This is a genomic window from Planifilum fimeticola (assembly GCF_003001905.1).
Classification (GTDB): Bacteria; Bacillota; Bacilli; order Thermoactinomycetales; family DSM-44946; genus Planifilum; species Planifilum fimeticola.
The window spans coordinates 19,626-36,311 of sequence record NZ_PVNE01000029.1 but is presented as its reverse complement, the minus strand read 5'-3'; the positions used below and the strand labels follow the sequence as shown (position 1 = coordinate 36,311).

15 protein-coding genes are annotated in these 16,686 nt (G+C 57.9%); 9 read left to right on the top strand and 6 right to left on the bottom strand.

Annotated elements, in window-relative coordinates:
* The first annotated feature begins 42 nt into the window (after positions 1 to 42).
* Complete coding sequence (ptsP, locus tag CLV97_RS15055; RefSeq protein ID WP_106346363.1) at positions 43 to 1,746, top strand: phosphoenolpyruvate--protein phosphotransferase; 1,704 nt, start codon at positions 43 to 45, stop codon at positions 1,744 to 1,746.
* Positions 1,747 to 1,932: 186 nt separating this feature from the next.
* The gene (locus tag CLV97_RS15050; RefSeq protein ID WP_170070560.1) at positions 1,933 to 2,706 is read left to right on the top strand and encodes a class I SAM-dependent methyltransferase; all 774 of its coding nucleotides are present in this window, start codon (positions 1,933 to 1,935) and stop codon (positions 2,704 to 2,706) included.
* 230 nt (positions 2,707 to 2,936) lie between these two features.
* Here the strand turns inward: CLV97_RS15050 and CLV97_RS15045 are convergent, their stop codons facing one another.
* Both CLV97_RS15045 and acnA read right to left on the bottom strand, forming a co-directional pair.
* A complete protein-coding gene (locus tag CLV97_RS15045) occupies positions 2,937 to 3,305 on the bottom strand; it encodes a VOC family protein (RefSeq protein WP_106346347.1) in 369 nt (122 codons plus the stop codon).
* A gap of 72 nt (positions 3,306 to 3,377) precedes the next feature.
* Positions 3,378 to 6,107, bottom strand: a complete 2,730-nt coding sequence (gene acnA, locus CLV97_RS15040; RefSeq protein WP_106346346.1) for an aconitate hydratase AcnA — start codon at positions 6,105 to 6,107, stop codon at positions 3,378 to 3,380.
* Positions 6,108 to 6,331: 224 nt separating this feature from the next.
* On the opposite strand from acnA, the gene CLV97_RS15035 reads away from it, so the two are divergent.
* Positions 6,332 to 7,093, top strand: coding sequence for an IclR family transcriptional regulator (locus CLV97_RS15035; protein WP_106346345.1), 762 nt, complete (start codon positions 6,332 to 6,334; stop codon positions 7,091 to 7,093).
* 261 nt (positions 7,094 to 7,354) lie between these two features.
* Here CLV97_RS15035 and CLV97_RS18255 read toward each other — a convergent pair whose 3' ends face one another.
* The gene (locus tag CLV97_RS18255; RefSeq protein ID WP_170070559.1) at positions 7,355 to 7,504 is read right to left on the bottom strand and encodes a hypothetical protein; all 150 of its coding nucleotides are present in this window, start codon (positions 7,502 to 7,504) and stop codon (positions 7,355 to 7,357) included.
* A gap of 165 nt (positions 7,505 to 7,669) precedes the next feature.
* Between CLV97_RS18255 and CLV97_RS15030 the strand changes: the two genes are divergently transcribed.
* The 3 genes from CLV97_RS15030 to CLV97_RS15020 all read left to right on the top strand — a co-directional run bounded on the left by CLV97_RS15030 (position 7,670) and on the right by CLV97_RS15020 (position 10,068).
* The gene (locus CLV97_RS15030; protein ID WP_106346344.1) at positions 7,670 to 8,113 is read left to right on the top strand and encodes a BrxA/BrxB family bacilliredoxin; all 444 of its coding nucleotides are present in this window, start codon (positions 7,670 to 7,672) and stop codon (positions 8,111 to 8,113) included.
* 125 nt (positions 8,114 to 8,238) lie between these two features.
* Entirely contained in the window at positions 8,239 to 9,261 is a 1,023-nt protein-coding gene (locus CLV97_RS15025) for a glycine-rich domain-containing protein (RefSeq protein ID WP_146130520.1), read from the top strand.
* A gap of 153 nt (positions 9,262 to 9,414) precedes the next feature.
* Positions 9,415 to 10,068, top strand: a complete 654-nt coding sequence (locus CLV97_RS15020; RefSeq protein ID WP_211295768.1) for an AIM24 family protein — start codon at positions 9,415 to 9,417, stop codon at positions 10,066 to 10,068.
* 146 nt (positions 10,069 to 10,214) lie between these two features.
* Here the strand turns inward: CLV97_RS15020 and CLV97_RS15015 are convergent, their stop codons facing one another.
* Together CLV97_RS15015 and CLV97_RS15010 are read right to left on the bottom strand one after the other, a co-directional pair.
* Entirely contained in the window at positions 10,215 to 10,961 is a 747-nt protein-coding gene (locus CLV97_RS15015; RefSeq protein ID WP_106346361.1) for an alpha/beta hydrolase, read from the bottom strand.
* Positions 10,962 to 11,060: 99 nt separating this feature from the next.
* Positions 11,061 to 12,305, bottom strand: a complete 1,245-nt coding sequence (locus tag CLV97_RS15010; RefSeq protein WP_106346342.1) for an MDR family MFS transporter — start codon at positions 12,303 to 12,305, stop codon at positions 11,061 to 11,063.
* 324 nt (positions 12,306 to 12,629) lie between these two features.
* Here CLV97_RS15010 and CLV97_RS15005 point away from each other — a divergent pair, with 324 nt between their 5' ends.
* The 3 genes from CLV97_RS15005 (at position 12,630) to CLV97_RS14995 (ending at position 15,676) form a co-directional block, all read left to right on the top strand.
* The gene (locus CLV97_RS15005) at positions 12,630 to 14,570 is read left to right on the top strand and encodes an acetate--CoA ligase (protein ID WP_106346341.1); all 1,941 of its coding nucleotides are present in this window, start codon (positions 12,630 to 12,632) and stop codon (positions 14,568 to 14,570) included.
* 200 nt (positions 14,571 to 14,770) lie between these two features.
* Positions 14,771 to 15,406, top strand: coding sequence for an HNH endonuclease family protein (locus CLV97_RS15000; protein WP_106346340.1), 636 nt, complete (start codon positions 14,771 to 14,773; stop codon positions 15,404 to 15,406).
* Between the two features lie 27 nt (positions 15,407 to 15,433).
* Entirely contained in the window at positions 15,434 to 15,676 is a 243-nt protein-coding gene (locus CLV97_RS14995; RefSeq protein ID WP_106346339.1) for a hypothetical protein, read from the top strand.
* Positions 15,677 to 15,998: 322 nt separating this feature from the next.
* Here the strand turns inward: CLV97_RS14995 and CLV97_RS14985 are convergent, their stop codons facing one another.
* Positions 15,999 to 16,523 (bottom strand): SRPBCC domain-containing protein, encoded by a 525-nt coding sequence (locus CLV97_RS14985; RefSeq protein WP_106346337.1) that lies wholly within the window; start codon positions 16,521 to 16,523, stop codon positions 15,999 to 16,001.
* Positions 16,524 to 16,686 lie beyond the last annotated feature (163 nt).

The window sequence follows — 16,686 nt, the reverse complement described above, 5'->3', positions numbered from 1 at the left end:
CATGAACGTCCAAAGTACAGCGATTGAAGGGGTGTCATGAGGATGGAACATTTCAGCGGTGTGGGTGCCGCACCCGGCTTGGCCCTGGGACGCGCGGTTCACTGGAGGAAGGTTCGCCCCCGCGTCGAGGAGAGGCCGGTGGAGGAACCGGAGCAGGAGATCGCCCGCCTGGAACAGGCGGTAGAACGGACGAAGGAACAGATCGGACGGTTGCGCCAGGCGACGGTGGAGCGCATGGGAGAAGCGGAGGCGGCCATTTTCGACGCTCACCTGGCTTTCCTGGACGATCCCGCCTATGTGGGCGAGATGAAAAACCGCATCCGCGATCAGAAGAAAAACGCTGAAGCCGTATGCGCATCGGTGACGGACGAAATGCAGGCCATGCTGTCCTCCCTTCCCGATGAGTACATGCAGGCCCGCGCCGATGACATCCGGGATGTCGGCGACCGTCTGCTGCTGAACCTTTCCGGCGAGGAGCCCTTCGATCCGTCCCTGATCGAGCCGGGAAGCGTCGTGGTGGCGGAAGAGCTGGCTCCCTCCGACACGGCGCAATTTCCCGCGGGGATCGCGGCGATGGTGACGGCCAGGGGGAGCCGGACGGCCCACGCCGCCATCATGGCCCGAACCCTGGGGATTCCTGCGGTGTTGGGCTTGGGACGGACCATCGAGCAGATCCAGGAGGGAGACCTGCTCATCGTCGACGGGGAGGCGGGCCAGGTGACGCTTCGCCCCGATCCGGACACCGAGCGCAAAGCCCGCGAGCAGATCGAAGAGCAGGAAAAGCGGCGGATCGAAGCCGTGAAAAGGGCCGGCGAGGATGCCGTAACGTCGGACGGCCAGCGGATCGAAGTCTTCGCCAACATCGGCAACCTGCAGGATGTGGAGCCCGCCCTCAAGAACGGGGCGGAGGGCATCGGCCTGTTTCGCACGGAGTTTCTCTATCTGGAAAGCCGCGATTGGCCCGGCGAGGAGGAGCAATATGCGGCCTATCGCCGGGTGCTGGAGGCCTTCGGAAAGCGGCCGGTGATCATCCGCACCCTGGACATCGGCGGGGACAAGGATCTTCCCTACGCCGATTTTCCTGAGGAAGAGAATCCCTTCCTGGGCCATCGGGCGATCCGGTTCTGCCTCGATCGGCGAGACATCTTCAAGACCCAGCTCCGGGCCCTTCTCCGGGCGGGGGTGCACGGCAACCTGTGGATCATGTTCCCGATGGTGTCCAGCGTGTCGGAGGTCCGGGAAGCCAAGGCGTTGCTTGCGGAGTGCCGGGAGGAGCTGAAACGGGAAGGGATTCCCGCGGCCGAGAACATCTCCGTCGGCATCATGGTGGAAGTGCCGGCGGCGGCGGCGATCGCCGACATCCTGGCGCGGGAAGTGGATTTCATGAGCATCGGCACCAACGATCTGATTCAATACACCTTGGCCGCCGACCGGGGGAACGAACGGGTGGCCCATCTGTATGACGCCGCGCACCCCGCCGTCCTCCGCCTCATCCGGCAAACCTGTGATGCGGCCCGGAAGGCGGGCATCCCGGTCGGCATGTGCGGCGAATTGGCGGGAGATTCCCGGATGACGGAGTTGCTGGTGGGATTGGGACTAAGCGAGCTTTCTATGAGCGCCGGCGCCATTCCGGAAGTGAAGGAGCGGGTTCGCTCCGTCGACACCTCCGCCGCCCGGGCGCTGGCGGACCGGGCCCTGCAGGAAGCGGATCCGGAAGGAGTTCGCCGGCTGATTCAAGAAGGATGACCGGTAACAGACCGGCTTTCTCTTGACTCCGGTTGAGTACGATTTTTTGCGGGAAGCGATGTCCCGCAGGTCACTGTTAAGACTGCTGATAGGGGTAACAGGTCAGCAGTCTTTTTTTGTCGAAGTAAAAGACAAAATATTATCAATTGAAGGGTTGGTTTGATGAAAAAGAGGAGGAAAAATGAAATGGATATCAATTTATCGGAATATGAAGATCCGATTCTTTATGATCTGGAAAACCCGTCTTCAAGCGAGCTTCCCTTTCTCTTGGATCTTGCTGAAAAGTATGTAAAAAAAGGAGAAAAAATTTTGGAACTGGGCTGTGGAACTGGGAGAATTACCATTCCCATGGCAGAGGCAGGGTATTCCTTGATCGCTGTCGATATACATGAGGAAATGCTCAACAGAGCAAAAGAAAAAATGTCACCCTGTCATTCAATTGATTGGCATTTGCAAGATTGTCGCCAATTACACTTGGATGTGAGAGTACCTTTTGTTTTTATGACCGGACATGTTTTCCAACATTTTCTAACCAATGAAGAACAGGATCAAGCGTTGCAATCAGTATACCGGTGTTTAAAAGATCATGGGGTTTTCGTTTTTGATACGCGTTTTCCTTCCTTTGGGGAACACGCATTGTCAGATCATGAAACATTCTGGCGCACTGTGATTGATGCACAGGGGAGAACAGTACAAATCTATACTAAGGAACAATATGATCCAATTAAACAAATTGAGCATTGCAAAGTGATTCGACGTTTTTTCGATGCAGGACGGTTCGTTGAGGAAAAGGAAAGTTTTATCGATCTTCGCTATACATATCCGCAAGAGATGAAACACCTTTTGGATAAAAATGGATTTACATTGCTTCGCATTTGTGACGGTTGGAAAGATCGGCCAATGACCCAGTACACTGAGTCTATGGTAGTGATTTGCAAAAAGGAGAACAGCAACGTGTAAACCCAGTGGAAAAGCTGCTGGATATGTCCATTCGTTCAACTGATCACGAATCAAAACGATGTGATTTAAGTCTACGCATCGAAAAGCGCCTGAGGGTTCCCGACCGGCCCGTCACGTTGAAAACAGCGTCAAGGGGAAGAAAAGCCGCGTTGAGGGCCTCTTTAAAAACAACAAGTAAAACAGGGGAATCCCTTATAGGGGATTCCCCTGACATCTGCACTTGAAGGCACTTAATCTTTCTGCTCGATCATCTCCACCCGGTTGCCGAAGGGATCCCGGAACTCGAAGCGGTCGTATCCCGGAATCGGGATCGATTCCAGCACGGAGATGCCGTGTTCCGCGAGCTTCTTTCGCCAGCCGGCCAGATCGGTCACTTGATAGGCCAGGTGGGCTTTGGTTTTGCGCCGGTCCACGCCGTCCTCCGTGCCCACATGCACTTCCCGGTCGCCGACCTGAAGCCAGAAGCCCCCTCTTGCCCGGAGAGAAGCGGGCTTTTCGATTTCGGTGAGGCCGAGGACGCCGCAGTAAAATTCCCTCGCCTGCTCTTCCGCTCCCCGAGGAATGGTGATTTGCGCGTGGTGCAAACCGACAATCCGCACGGTGATCCCTCCCGGAAAAGGATTTGTCGAAAAAAAGGCCCGCTTGGATAGCGGGCCTTTCGGATGGGCGGATCAGACGGTCACTTCCTCCTTGTCGTTCAGGATCTGGCGGAGAACCGTCTGCAGAATGCCGCCGTTCCGGTAGTATTCGATGTCCACTTGGCTGTCGAGGCGGAGAATGGTGTCAAATTCGACGGTGGAACCATCCTTTTTGGTGGCCCGAACCTTGATCCGCTGTCCGGGTCGGATTTCATCGTGAAGGTCGAGGATGTCAAAGGACTCTTCGCCCGTCAGGCCGAGGGACTTCCAGCTTTGGCCGTCCGCGAACTGCAGGGGCAGGACGCCCATACCCACCAGATTGCTCCGGTGGATCCGCTCGAAGCTCTCGGCGATGACCGCCTTGACGCCGAGGAGGTTGGTCCCTTTGGCCGCCCAGTCGCGGGAGCTTCCGGTTCCGTACTCCTTGCCGGCGAGGACGACGAGGGGCGTGTTCTCCTGTTGATACTTCATCGCCGCGTCGTAGATGGTCATCGTCTCACCGGTGGGCACATACTTGGTGTAGCCGCCCTCCACGCCGGGAACCATCGCGTTGCGGATGCGGATGTTGGCAAAGGTGCCGCGGGTCATGACGCGGTCGTTTCCGCGCCGGGAACCGTAGGAGTTGAAATCCTTCGGCTTCACCCCGTTTTCCTGCAGGTACTTGCCGGCGGGGCTGTCCGGCGCGATGCTTCCGGCCGGGGAGATATGGTCCGTGGTGACGGAATCGCCCAGCAGGGCCAGAGCCCGGGCTCCGTGAATCTCCTCGATCGGATCCACTTCCGCCGACAGGTTGACGAAGAAGGGCGGTTCCTGGATGTAGGTGGATTTTTCGTCCCAGTCGTACAGGTCGCCCTTCGGAGTGGGCATGTTGTTCCACCGCTCGTTGGCGTCGAAGACGCGGGCGTATTGCCTCCGGAATTGATCCGGGTTCATCGCTTCCTTCATCACCTGGATGATTTCCTCGGCCGAGGGCCAGATATCCTTCAGATAGACGGGCTGGCCGTCGGATCCGGTGCCGATCGGGTCTTTCTCCAGGTCGATGTCCACCGTGCCGGCCAGGGCGTAAACGATCACCAGCGGAGGGGAAGCCAGGTAGTTGGCCTTCACCAGCGGGTGGATCCGGCCTTCGAAGTTCCGGTTTCCGCTCAATACCGAGGCGACGGTGAGATCGTTCTCTTCAATCGCTTTGGCCACATCCTCCGGCAAGGGACCGCTGTTTCCGATACAGGTGGCGCACCCGTAACCGGCCACGGTGAAGCCCAATTTCCCCAGAGGTTCGGTCAGGCCGGCGGTCTCCAGGTATTCGGTGACCACTTTGGAACCGGGGGTCAGGCTGGTTTTGACGTAGGCCGGAACGGACAGGCCCTTTTCCACCGCTTTTTTGGCGACGAGACCGGCCCCCAGCATCACGCTCGGGTTGGAGGTGTTGGTGCAGCTGGTAATCGCCGCAATGACGACGGAACCGTTTTTCAGTTCGTAGGAAGTGCCGTCCGCCCGCTTGACGCTCACGGATTTGGCCGCTTCCTCCTCGGACAGCCCGAATCCGCCCTGATCGATGGGTTTTCTCAGGGTTTCGTTCCAGGCTTCCTTCATGTCCTTCAGTTCGATCCGGTCCTGAGGACGCCGCGGTCCGGCGAGGCTGGGAACGACCGTCGAAAGATCCAGCTCGATGGTGTCGCTGAAGACCGGGTCCGGCGTGTCGTCGGTCCGGAACATGCCTTGGGCCTTGTAGTAGGCTTCCACCAAGCGGATGAGGGATTCGTCCCGTCCCGTCAGGCGCAGGTAGTTGAGGGTTTCCTCGTCCACGGGGAAGAAGCCCATGGTGGCACCGTATTCGGGAGCCATGTTGGCTACGGTCGCCCGGTCCGCCAGGCTCATGTGGCTCAGTCCGGGACCGTAGAATTCGACGAACTTCCCGACGACGCCCTTTTTGCGGAGCATTTCCGTGACGGTGAGAGCCAGGTCGGTGGCCGTCGCTCCGTCGGGGAGTTGGCCGGTCAGCTTGAACCCGACCACTTCCGGCATCACGAAGTAGAGGGGTTGCCCCAGCATGCCGGCTTCCGCCTCAATGCCGCCGACACCCCAGCCGACGACGCCCAAACCGTTGATCATCGTCGTGTGGGAGTCGGTGCCCACCAGCGAATCCGGGAAGACCTGGGTTTCGCCGTCCTGCTCCTTGGTCATGGCCACCTTGGCCAGGTATTCCAGGTTGACCTGGTGGATGATCCCCGTCGCGGGAGGAACGACCCGGAAGTTGTCGAAGGCTTCCTGGGCCCAGCGGAGCAGGCGGTAACGCTCCTCGTTCCGTTCGAATTCCACGTTCATGTTGTATTGCAGGGCATCCGGCGTGCCAAACCGGTCCACCATCACCGAGTGGTCGATGACGAGATCGACGGGAACCAGGGGGTTGATCCGCTTCGGATCGCCGCCGACCCGGGCCATCGCGGACCGGAGAGCGGCGAGGTCCACCACCGCCGGAACGCCGGTGAAGTCCTGAAGGACGATCCGTGCCGGTTTAAAGGGAATTTCCTTCTTCACCCGCTCATCCGCCCAACGGGCCAGCATGCGGACGTGCTCGGCGGTAATCGCTTTGCCGTCGTACTGCCGGGCGGCCGCTTCCAGCAGCACCTTGATGGAGAAGGGAAGGCGGGAGATGTTTCCGAGCCCCTGCTCTTCCAGCCCTTGCAGGCGCCAGTAAACATAGGTGCGGCCATCCACGTCCAGGGTGGAGCGGATGTTGAACCAATCGTCTCGGTTTGCCATGGGGTTTACCTCCTTTGTCGGTGATCGCAAGAAAACAAAAGGAAAGGGAACAGTTCGTTCCACTGTATGAAACAAAGTTTCTTTTTTCGATACCCATTATACAATGGATTGCCGTCGTTGTATAGCCTTATTTTTATCAAAAACCTCTCTTATGATCGCCGCGGAACGTGTTATAATGAAAATTAAAATGAATTTCAACCAGTGAAACCGGAGGATGCTCCTCGATGGAAGATAAGAAATTTACCGTCCGAGCCGCTGAACGGGCATTGGATATCCTGCTCTGCTTTGTGGAGAAGAGCGAATGGAGCCTGACGGAGATCGCCCAGCATACGGGTTTGAACAAAAGCACCGTCTACCGCCTGCTGGTCACTTTGGAGGGGAAGGGCTTCCTCCGGCGCAACCCGGAGACAGAGAGATACCGGTTGGGATTTCGCATTTGGGAACTGTCCGCCAATCTGAGTCAGTCCGATGATCCGGCCGTGCTGTTTCTGCCGGAAATGGAACGGTTGCGGGACGAGTTGGAGGAGACGGTCAGCCTTTACATCCGGGACGGGATGGAGCGGGTCCGCATCCAGGCGGTGGAAAGCCGCCAGACCATCCGCCGCGTGGCACCCATCGGCGACCGGATGCCCTTGACGGTCGGTGCTTCCAGCAAAGTGCTGGTGGCCTATGCTTCCCCGGAGACGCAGAGGATCGTCCTGAACGATCCTTCCTGGCCGGAATCGATTGATCGGGAGCACTACCGCAGGCAATTGGAGGAGATTCGGCGCAAGGGATACGCCACCAGCATGGAGGAGAGGGAAGCGGGCGCCTCGGCCGTAGCGGCTCCCGTGCTCAACCGTTCCGGTGAGATCATCGCCGCCCTGGCCGTATCCGGACCGGTGGGCCGCCTGACTCAAGAGAAGATGGAGGCCTTCGCGCCGCGGATCATGGAGGCGGCCCGAAGAATGGGCAAGATGGTGAAGGGCGGCGCAACGGCCCGGTGAGGGAGGTTCCCGACGAGGGGAATCCATGCATTCATTTGGATAGAGCAAGCCCAAAAGGGGTGTATCGTCAGCCTTTCCGGCGAAGGGTTGCGGTGCGCCCGTTTTTTTGTTCGCCCGGGATTTTTTTCAGATTCCGGGGAATGGTAAGGATGGCGGGGGTCATGGCCGGGAGGGGGGGGTAAAGGCAAAAAAAAGCGAGTCCGCTAAGGACCGCCGAAGGAATGGGGTTGAATCAGGATTGGCAAGGCCCGACAGGGAGCCTTATGCGTAACAGCGTTCAATCTGAAGACGGATCCACTGATCGTTGCAGCAATCGTTTTGGGCCTGTTCGTGGGAATGTTGGATTTCCGAACCGCATTCCGGGCACATCCGGGCATCCGTTGCCGTTTCCGCTTTTGCTGTGACCGCCATTTTTTGACCTCCTCGCCGGGTTTAATTCTATTATATTATAACAATACCCATTTGTTAACGTCTGTATTATAACAAATTTTGTCGGGAGTGCGATTACACGATAGGGGTCGAGTGGACCCCGATTCTTATTTCGGATAGAATGAAAAGAAAAAGGAGGGGTGGTCAATGGTTCAGGATTTTTATTTTCAACAGATGCAAATGATGGTACAACCGATGCGGGATGAACTGACGCGCGTCGGTTTTAAGGAACTTCGCACACCGGAAGAAGTGGTGGAAGCCCTGGAAGGCGAGGGGAAGAAAGGGACCGCGCTGATTGTCGTCAATTCCGTCTGCGGTTGTGCGGCGGGGTTGGCCCGGCCGGCGGTGGCCAAGGCGCTCACCCATGACAAAAAGCCGGATCATCTGTACACGGTTTTCGCCGGTCAGGACAAAGAAGCCACTGCCAAGGCCCGGGAATATTTTGAAGGAGAGCCACCATCCTCCCCTTCCTTTGCCCTGATGAAGGACGGGAAATTGGTGCACATGATTCACCGTCATCAGATCGAAAACCGGGGGTTGGATGAGATCGCCGCCGATCTGACGGCTGCCTTTGACAAATATTGCGGCTGATGGATGTGCCTCCCTCCCGGTCCGGGAATGGGGGGCGTTTGTTTTCGGTGGTATTGTCAAAAGGTTGTTTTTTGTTTGACCGGGAGCGGTTGGAGCTTCTCCGGCGTCAAAGGAGGCGGAATTTGGTGAAAACGGTGCTGTTCTTTTCCCTGGCGGCCGTCGTCATCGCACTCATTGCGTGGATCATCACCGTGCGGCGGGGCAGAGGGTGGAAGAACCGCTCCTGGGAGCTTCCGGAGTTGGGAATCCAGCTTCACGACCAACAAGTGGACCGGGATCTGAGAGACATGATCGGGCGCTTGCAGCAGGTGCTGCCTGAGGGGTATAGTGAACGGGTAAAGCGCCGTATCATGGAAAATTCGGGGATCGGGGAGACGGAATGGCGAAACCGCTGGTTTGAACTGAAGCGGTTTTTTGTGCTGACGGCGATCCTGAGAAACGTCCCCATGTACAGCCGGGACGTGGACAGCGTGTGGCATGAGATGCTCCTGTTTACCCGGGATTACGAGCGTTTTTCCAGGAAGTTCCTCGGGACGTACCTTCACCACAACCCTCATGATCAGCCTGTTTTTGATCCGGGGGAGAGGGCATGGTTTGACTGGACCTACACCCTGTTGTTCCGTCCGACGCCCTACAGCCGGACCGCCTGGGGACCTTTCTTCCGCCATCCCATGCCCCGGGAGCTCCTGAGGGAAATTGAGACGTCTTCGGAGAATCAGCTCCTGGAACGGTATTTCAACCGGGAGAGCGCCCGCCATTTTGAAGAAGCGGAGCGGCTGTGCCGCTTTGTCATCGGCGCGTTCCGCCGCGCCATCCGTGATGCCAGACAGTATGCGGATCTGTATGGCCGGGATGTGAAAACCCTTCGTTCCCACATGCTATCCCGGCGGGGACGGGAGACGGAGCCGTCCGTGTGGATGCTCGGCGCGTTGGCTTATCTGTCGTTGTATCATTCCGCTGACTTTTTGGCGGCGCAAAAGGAATTGTTGAGACGGGCAGCGGACACGGATTCCCGGTATGTGACCCCTTACTGCGCTTCCGGGGGAGTGTGGGGAGGTTTGGACTCCGATTCCGGTTCGGGCGATGCCGATGGCGGCGGCAGCTGCGGCGGGGCCGGATGCGGCGGAGGGGGTTGCAGCGGCGGGTAGTGAACGGGGCTGTGACGATGATGGAGCGGACGGAACGTGAACCCCCCTCTTCCGTCCGCAGCGGAACGCCTTGTGGACGATTCGGTCCTTCCTTGCGGTTCCCATCTCCCGGCCTGAAAAGGAAGCAGACATCGAGAAGGAGGAAGATGGCCGATGAGCCAAACGTTGAGGGATTTGATGCAGCAATCCGGCGAGAAGGAGGCCAAAGAGTCGTTTGTTCTGCAGAACAGCAAGATGCTCAAAGTGCGCGTCACCGATGAGATCTACTGTCGGGCGGGGAGCATGATCGCCTATCATGGAGATTTCAAATTCGAAAGAACTTCGGGCGGGATCGGCAAGTGGCTGAAAAAGACCGTGACGGGAGAGGGGATTCCCCTCATGAGGGCTTCCGGCAACGGAGACCTGTTTCTGGCTCACCAAGCGTCGGATATTACCGTTTTGCGACTCAGTGCGGAGACGCTGTTTGTGGAAGGGCGGCATCTCCTCGCCTTTGAAAATACGGTGGACTGGGATGTTACGGTCATCCGCGGGGCGGGAATGACCTCCGGGGGGTTGTTTACCTGTCGATTGACGGGGACGGGCTTCGTCGCCATCACTTCCCACGGCCCCGTGGCCGTTTTGGAAGCGCCGGTGACGGTGGATCCCGATTCCCTGATCGGTTGGACGGAAGGGCTCGCACCGCAGGTGAAGACGGATGTCAATCTGAAAACCCTGTTGGGGCGCTCGTCGGGTGAAACGTTCCAGCTCCGTTTTGACGGGCACGGCAAAGTTCTGGTTCAGCCTGACGAGCCGGTATTGAAGGAATGAGAGGGGCGCATGTTTTCGGGAAGATTTACACGGATATAGGAGAAAAGACAACGGTTCCCCGTCCATCGCGAGGGGAACCGTTGTCTTTTGAAGCATCGAAAAGGCATCTGCGCCGTGAGACGGTCTTACCTCCCTCTCTTTTCCGATCAGGGTGATGAATCCGCTGTTTTTTCCAAAAAGTAGGTCAGGGCATCCGGAAGATCCTTTTGCCACAGCCCCCAGGTATGCTTTCCTTCCTTCTCCACATATCGCAGAGAGGCTCCCTTCTCCCGCAGCGCCCGGGAAACCTCCCGGTTCCGGGCCAAAAGGTCCAGATTGCCGACATGGGTGGGAACCGCATACTCTTCCAGCCCGATCAATTGGTACACGTCCAGCTCCTCCAGCGAAGGAGTCTGCCGGATCCGGTCCAGGGTCGCTTTGAAAAAGGCGCCGGACTGGGACAGGACGCGGCGGAAACGGTCGGGAAAATCGAGGGCGATGTGAAGGGAGACGGTGGCGCCGAGGGAGGAACCTCCGATCACCCGCCCTTCGGGATCCCGTCTGGCGGCGAACCGGCTCTCGACCCGGGTCAGGACTTCTTCGGCGACAAAGCGGCAATAGGCTTCAAACCGTTCGCCGCCGGGTGCGTATTCTTCGTTTCGCCGCTCTTTATCCACGGGGATCATCACGATGATCGGGGGGTGAATCCGTCCTTCGGCGATCAGCTGGTTGGTCTGTGTGGCGATCCTTCCCAGCGTGAGATAATCGGATCCGTCTTGGAGAAACAGCACCGGGTAGCGGTTTTCGTCGGAATATCCCGGCGGAAGATAGATTTGCAGGACGCGCGTTTCGCTCAGATAATCGCTGGACAATTCTTCCCGGACGATCGTTCGCTTCAGGTAATTGGATTGCAACGGAATCACCACCCGAAGGAATGTCTTTCCCCGTCGGCACGATGGGGTTGTAAACCATTATATCCTATTTGTCGGGTGGTTTTTCCGTTTTTTCTTCGCTCAGGTTGAAACGGACTCTTCCAGGGCCGGCTTTCTCTTCAGGAACCAGCGGTTGACGGTCAGGTACAGGATGGTTCCCGCCGACACCAAGAGGAGTGCCAACCCGATAAAGAGGGGTTTGCCCCCCCAATGGGACAGGATGAAACTCCCGGTGACGGGACCGATGATGTTGGAAACGCTGCTGTTCATGTCGAAGATGCCGAAGAAGCGGCCGCGGAGCGCCTTGGGTGCCAGGATGGAAACCGTCTTTTGTTGATGGGGGCGGACCAGCACGTCCGCGAACGTGTAACAGATCTCCGCGATGATCAGGGTCCAGATGAAGGGAGCCAGCCCGTAAAGCAAGGCGAACAGGGCGAAAGAGAGATACGTGATGAGCAGGATCACCGCGGGACTCGACGATTCCGTCTTTCGGGTGAGGGGCAGCTGGACGAAGACGATCAAGGCCCCCGTGAAGGTTCTCAGAATCCCGTATACCGTGACGTATTCCACAAAATGCTCCTTCAGATAGAGCGGGAAGACGGTATAGATCTGGGTATCCAGCAGGCTGATGGGAATCGCCAGGGCGGTGAAGGCGATCAGGGGAAGGTACACGGAAAAACCCCACCGGGGTTGAACGGCCTTCTCCTGCATTGCCCCTCCGTCCTGCCTGCTCTTGGATCTATTCTCAGGCAGGGTTTCCGGAATCTTGAAATAGGCGAGCACGCCGAAGAGAAATTGGGCCAAGGCTTGGGATAAAAATAAAAAGGTTGGATCGAAATTGTAGACGAATGCACCGAGGGCAGGCCCGATTGCCGCACCCATGTTCCAGCCCATTTCAATCAATGCGAAGGCCTCAGCCCGCCGGTTTTCAGGGACGACGTCGGCCACCTGGGCGTTGGCCGCCGGAAAGAACATGGACTGTCCGAGGGCGTTCAGGGAGTATAAGAGATAAATATGCCAGGCTTTGGTGGCGAAAGCCATGCCGATCATGACGAGGCTTTGGAAAAAGAGGGAGAATAAGATCACCGGCCTTCTGCCGAAGCGGTCGGCGAGGGATCCCACCCACCATTTGCAGGAGAGGCCGACCAATGCGGGGAAAATGGTGGTTGCGGCCGCTGTGACCATGTCCACGCCCATGTGCTCGTGGAGATAGAGCACCACGAGCGGGAACAGCATGAAAGAGGTGGTGGAGACCATGATGGATCCCCAGAAGCGGACCCAGATTGCCGGGTCATACCTCTTCATTATTTTTTCCAGACCTTGCAATGAATACGCCTCCTGAATATTCAAAATCACATTAAGAAGTATATCACTTGAAGTATTTTTCTGCAATATTTCTTTTTTTGATTATACAAGATTTTGTTTCCGTTCTTGTTTTTCTTTGGATAAATATTCATAAACGCTTCCGGGGTGAAGCGCTTTCAAAGGTTGTGCTATACTTTGATTGAGCGCATCGGGCAGGCGATGATACCTGTCTGCGGAGATGAATCGCTGGCCATGCGTCCGGTGCAAAAGCATGCGCCCGGATCCTGGCATTCCGTTTTTTTCGTCTGTAATCGTTCTGAGGATCAAATGCGGGGGAGGGTGCCCATGAGCGAAGCGGTCTGGTTTCCTTCGGAGGAAAGTTCGAAAAAGACCCGGATGTATCGATTCATGCAGAAGTTGGGGTTTTCCGATTATGACGACTTTTACAAGCGTTCCATCCGGGATGTCGGGTGGTTTTGGGAGGAAGTGGTCCGCGATTTGGATTTTCAGTGGATCCGTCCCTACCGACAGGTGATGGACGGATCGAAGGGCGTGCCGTGGACCCGTTGGTTTGTCGGCGGCAAGTTTAACGTCGCCCAGAATGCCCTGGACCGTTTCGTCGAAGATCCCCAGGCGCGGCATCGTCTGGCGCTGATCTGGGAAGGGGATGACGAGACCGTTCAGAAATACACGTATCGGGACCTCTGGGCGGCGGTGAACCGGTTCGCCCACGGGCTGAAGCGGCTCGGGGTGAAGCCGGGGGACCGGGTGGCCATCTATTTGCCGATGATCGCGGAAAACGTGATCGCCATGCTGGCGACGGCACGGATCGGCGCCATTTTCACCCCCTGTTTCTCGGGGTACGGTGCGGAGGCGGTGGCCACGCGGGTGAAGGATTGTGAGGCGAGGGTGCTGATCACGGCGGACGGATTCTTGCGCCGGGGGAAAGTGGTTCCGATGAAGGAGGAGGCCGACCGGGCCGCCGATCTGTCTCCCAGCGTGGAGAAGGTGGTGGTGGTTCGTCGGCTGGGCCGGGACATTCCGTGGAATGAGAAGCGCGACGTGGACTGGAGCGACCTGACGTCGGAATGGAAGACGGTGGCGCCCCAAGAAACCGACGCGTCCGATCCGATGATGATCATATACACTTCCGGAACCACGGGCCGACCCAAGGGAACGGTGCACGTCCACGCCGGTTTCCCCGTCAAGGCCGTCTTTGACGCGGCCTACGGGATGGATGTGGGGCCGGGGGACGTTCTGTTCTGGGTGACGGACATGGGGTGGATGATGGGGCCGTGGATGGTGTTCGGCGCCTTGCTCTCGGGAAGCACCATGTTGGTGTTCGAGGGAACCCCGGATCACCCCGGCCCGGATCGCCTCTGGAAGATCGTGGAGAACCACGGGGTGACCCATCTGGGGCTCTCCCCCACGGTGGTCCGGGCGCTGATGCGGTTCGGGGAGGACCCGGTCCGGCGGCACGATCTCAGCTCCCTGCGCGTCTTCGCCTCCACCGGGGAGCCCTGGAATCCCGATCCCTGGCACTGGTTGTTTGAAAAGGTGGGGGGCAGGCGGGTTCCGATTTACAACTATTCGGGCGGAACCGAGATTTCCGGCGGTATATTGGGAGGAAACCTGCTGAAGCCGATCGCTCCGTGCTCCTTTTCCGGTCCCCTCCCGGGGATGGATGTCGAGGTGTATGACGAAAACGGACAGCCGGTTCGCGGCGAGGTGGGCGAACTGGTGATCCGGCAGCCCTGGGTCGGCATGACGCAGGGATTCTGGAAAGATCCCGAGCGATATGAACGGACGTACTGGGATCGCTGGCCGAACATCTGGGTTCACGGGGACTGGGTCCGTGTGGATGAGGATGGATTCTGGTACATCACCGGACGGTCGGACGATACCCTGAAGATTGCCGGCAAACGGTTGGGGCCTGCGGAAATGGAGTCGACCCTCGTCGATCATCCGGCGGTGCTGGAATCGGCGGTCGTCGGCGTGCCCGACGAGACCAAGGGGGAAGTGGCGGTCTGCTTCGTCGTGACGAGGCCGGGGCACGAGCCGACGGAGGCCTTGCGCGATGAATTGATGGACATGGTGGGACGCCGCATGGGGAAAGCGCTCCGGCCGAAGCAGATCCATTTCGTCGCGGAGCTGCCCAAGACGCGCAACGGCAAAATCCTCCGCCGGGTGATCCGGGCGGCTTATCTGGGACAGGAGGCGGGAGATCTTTCTTCCCTGGAAAACCCGAAGGCGGTGGAAACCATCCGCGGACATCAATTCGGTTGAATTAGGGTCAAGAAAAGGCCCGGCGCGCGCCGGGCTTTTTCGCGGAGGGCTTTACGGCCAACAGGTCCGGGGGGCGGCAGCGGTCTGTTCCCCGGGCAACAATTTTTTGATTCAAAAACGGTTAACTGTTATTCTCCAAAAATAAACATAAATATCGGAATATGGTGATTATTAAAAACAAAAACACCGGAGGCATTCCCATGCTGAAAAAATCCTTGTGGTGGTTGTTCGTTTTTGCGTTGACCTTGTCGATGTCGGTTCTGGATGACCTGTCGACGGCTCAGGCGCTTCCCCCGGGAACTCCGTCCAAGGCCGTCGCCCAATCCGAACTGGACTCGTTGACGGTGAAACCCGAAGATCCGATGGATGGTTACTCCCGCGACAAATTTCCCCACTGGATCGATCAAGGGGGCGGTTGCAACACGCGCCAGGTGGTGCTCAAGCGCGACGCCGATTACTATGAGGGCGACTGCCCCGTCACATCCGGAAAGTGGTACAGTTATTATGACGGCGTCTCCGTTTACTCGGCCTCCGAGATCGATATCGACCACATCGTGCCGCTGGCCGAAGCCTGGCGTTCCGGCGCGAGCAGTTGGACCACCGAGAAGCGGCAGGCCTTTGCGAACGATCTCAGCGGCCCGCAGTTGATTGCGGTGACTTCAAGCGTCAACCGGAGCAAGGGCGACCAGGATCCGTCGACTTGGCAGCCTCCGCGGGCCGGTGCCCGCTGCGCCTATGCGAAGTGGTGGATTCACACCAAGTACCGCTGGGGATTGCACCTGCAGTCCTCGGAGAAGGCCGCACTGCAGAGCATGCTCAACACCTGCTCCTACTGAATTATTGTCGAGAAAGGAGCTCTACGGATGGAAGTGAAGACCTCCACCTTCACCGCGACCCACGGCGTGATGACCGATGAGGTGGGCGTGATCAGCGGGGAGCTCGAACTGCGCACCACCTGCAGTGACGACGGCAGACTGACGCTCGCCATCAGGTATGTCGGCGCTGAGGAGTGGTACACCCTGCCGGGGAAAAACTACCGTCTGCACGATCCGCGTGACCATGAGGTGGTTCACCGCATGCTCGTGGCCGTTTTGAAAAGACCTTGATGGGCGGGCTATGGAGGTTCTTACACGGACGCCCTCCGGCGTCGAACATATGGGAGTTTCTTCCGACAGGACTTGTCTTCGTAGGCTTGAGGCCGTGCGGCCGGTTACGGAATTTGAAGGGAACGAACCGTTCAGGATGCCGGATGCCCATCCCGGAGGAGGCAAAAATCCTGAGCAGGAGCCCGCCGGTGATCGGAATGCATCGTTGGTGCCGTATCATCTATGAGTATCCGTCGCCGCACGAAGGCCGGGATGATATCCCGGCCTTAAACATGGAGGCGGCTCCCTCCCGTGAGGGACTTTATTTTTGGAAACACGCCTCTCATTCGCTTTGAAGCTCTGCCAAAAAGCTGTCCAGATGGTTCCAGGTTTGGTTCACGCCTTCAATTATTCCCATGTCCAGTACCGACTGGAGTGCTTCTTCCGTCGCGTATTGCGTACGGTTGATCAGCTTCGTTCTGCCTCCCAGATCGACGAAGTCCAGGGTAACCCGAGCCTCCGGCATGTTATTGTTGACGTTGCCGTCCGCATCGGAGAACGCGTCGACATACACGATCCGCTCCGGTTCGGCGATTTCGCGGAAAACCGCCTTGCTCCACGATTCTTGACCGAAATATTCCTGGCTTTCGTCATTGCATTTCATGCAGTAGTGCCATACGCCTCCGGGGCGAAAATCGATGTTGCAAACCGTAAGCGGCCAACCGTCTGTTCCGAACCAGCGCATCAAATGTTCGGCCTTTGTGAACGCTTCAAACACCAAAGGGCGCGGCGCGTCAAAAGTCCGTTCGAGTATAAGCTCGCGACCTTCCACATTTGAGACCAGTTTGTTCGTTGCGCGATCTGCCATGATGGTCCTCCTCGCATTTCGAATTGGGACCCGCGCCCCTCCGGGATCCCTGAGGTACCGCTCGAACACCGGATTCGTGACGGGGTGCGGTCTTCTTCTGCCTGGACCAACTTCTTCAACCAAGCCATCTCGACTTTCAACTTCGTGGAAGGCGATGAGAAAA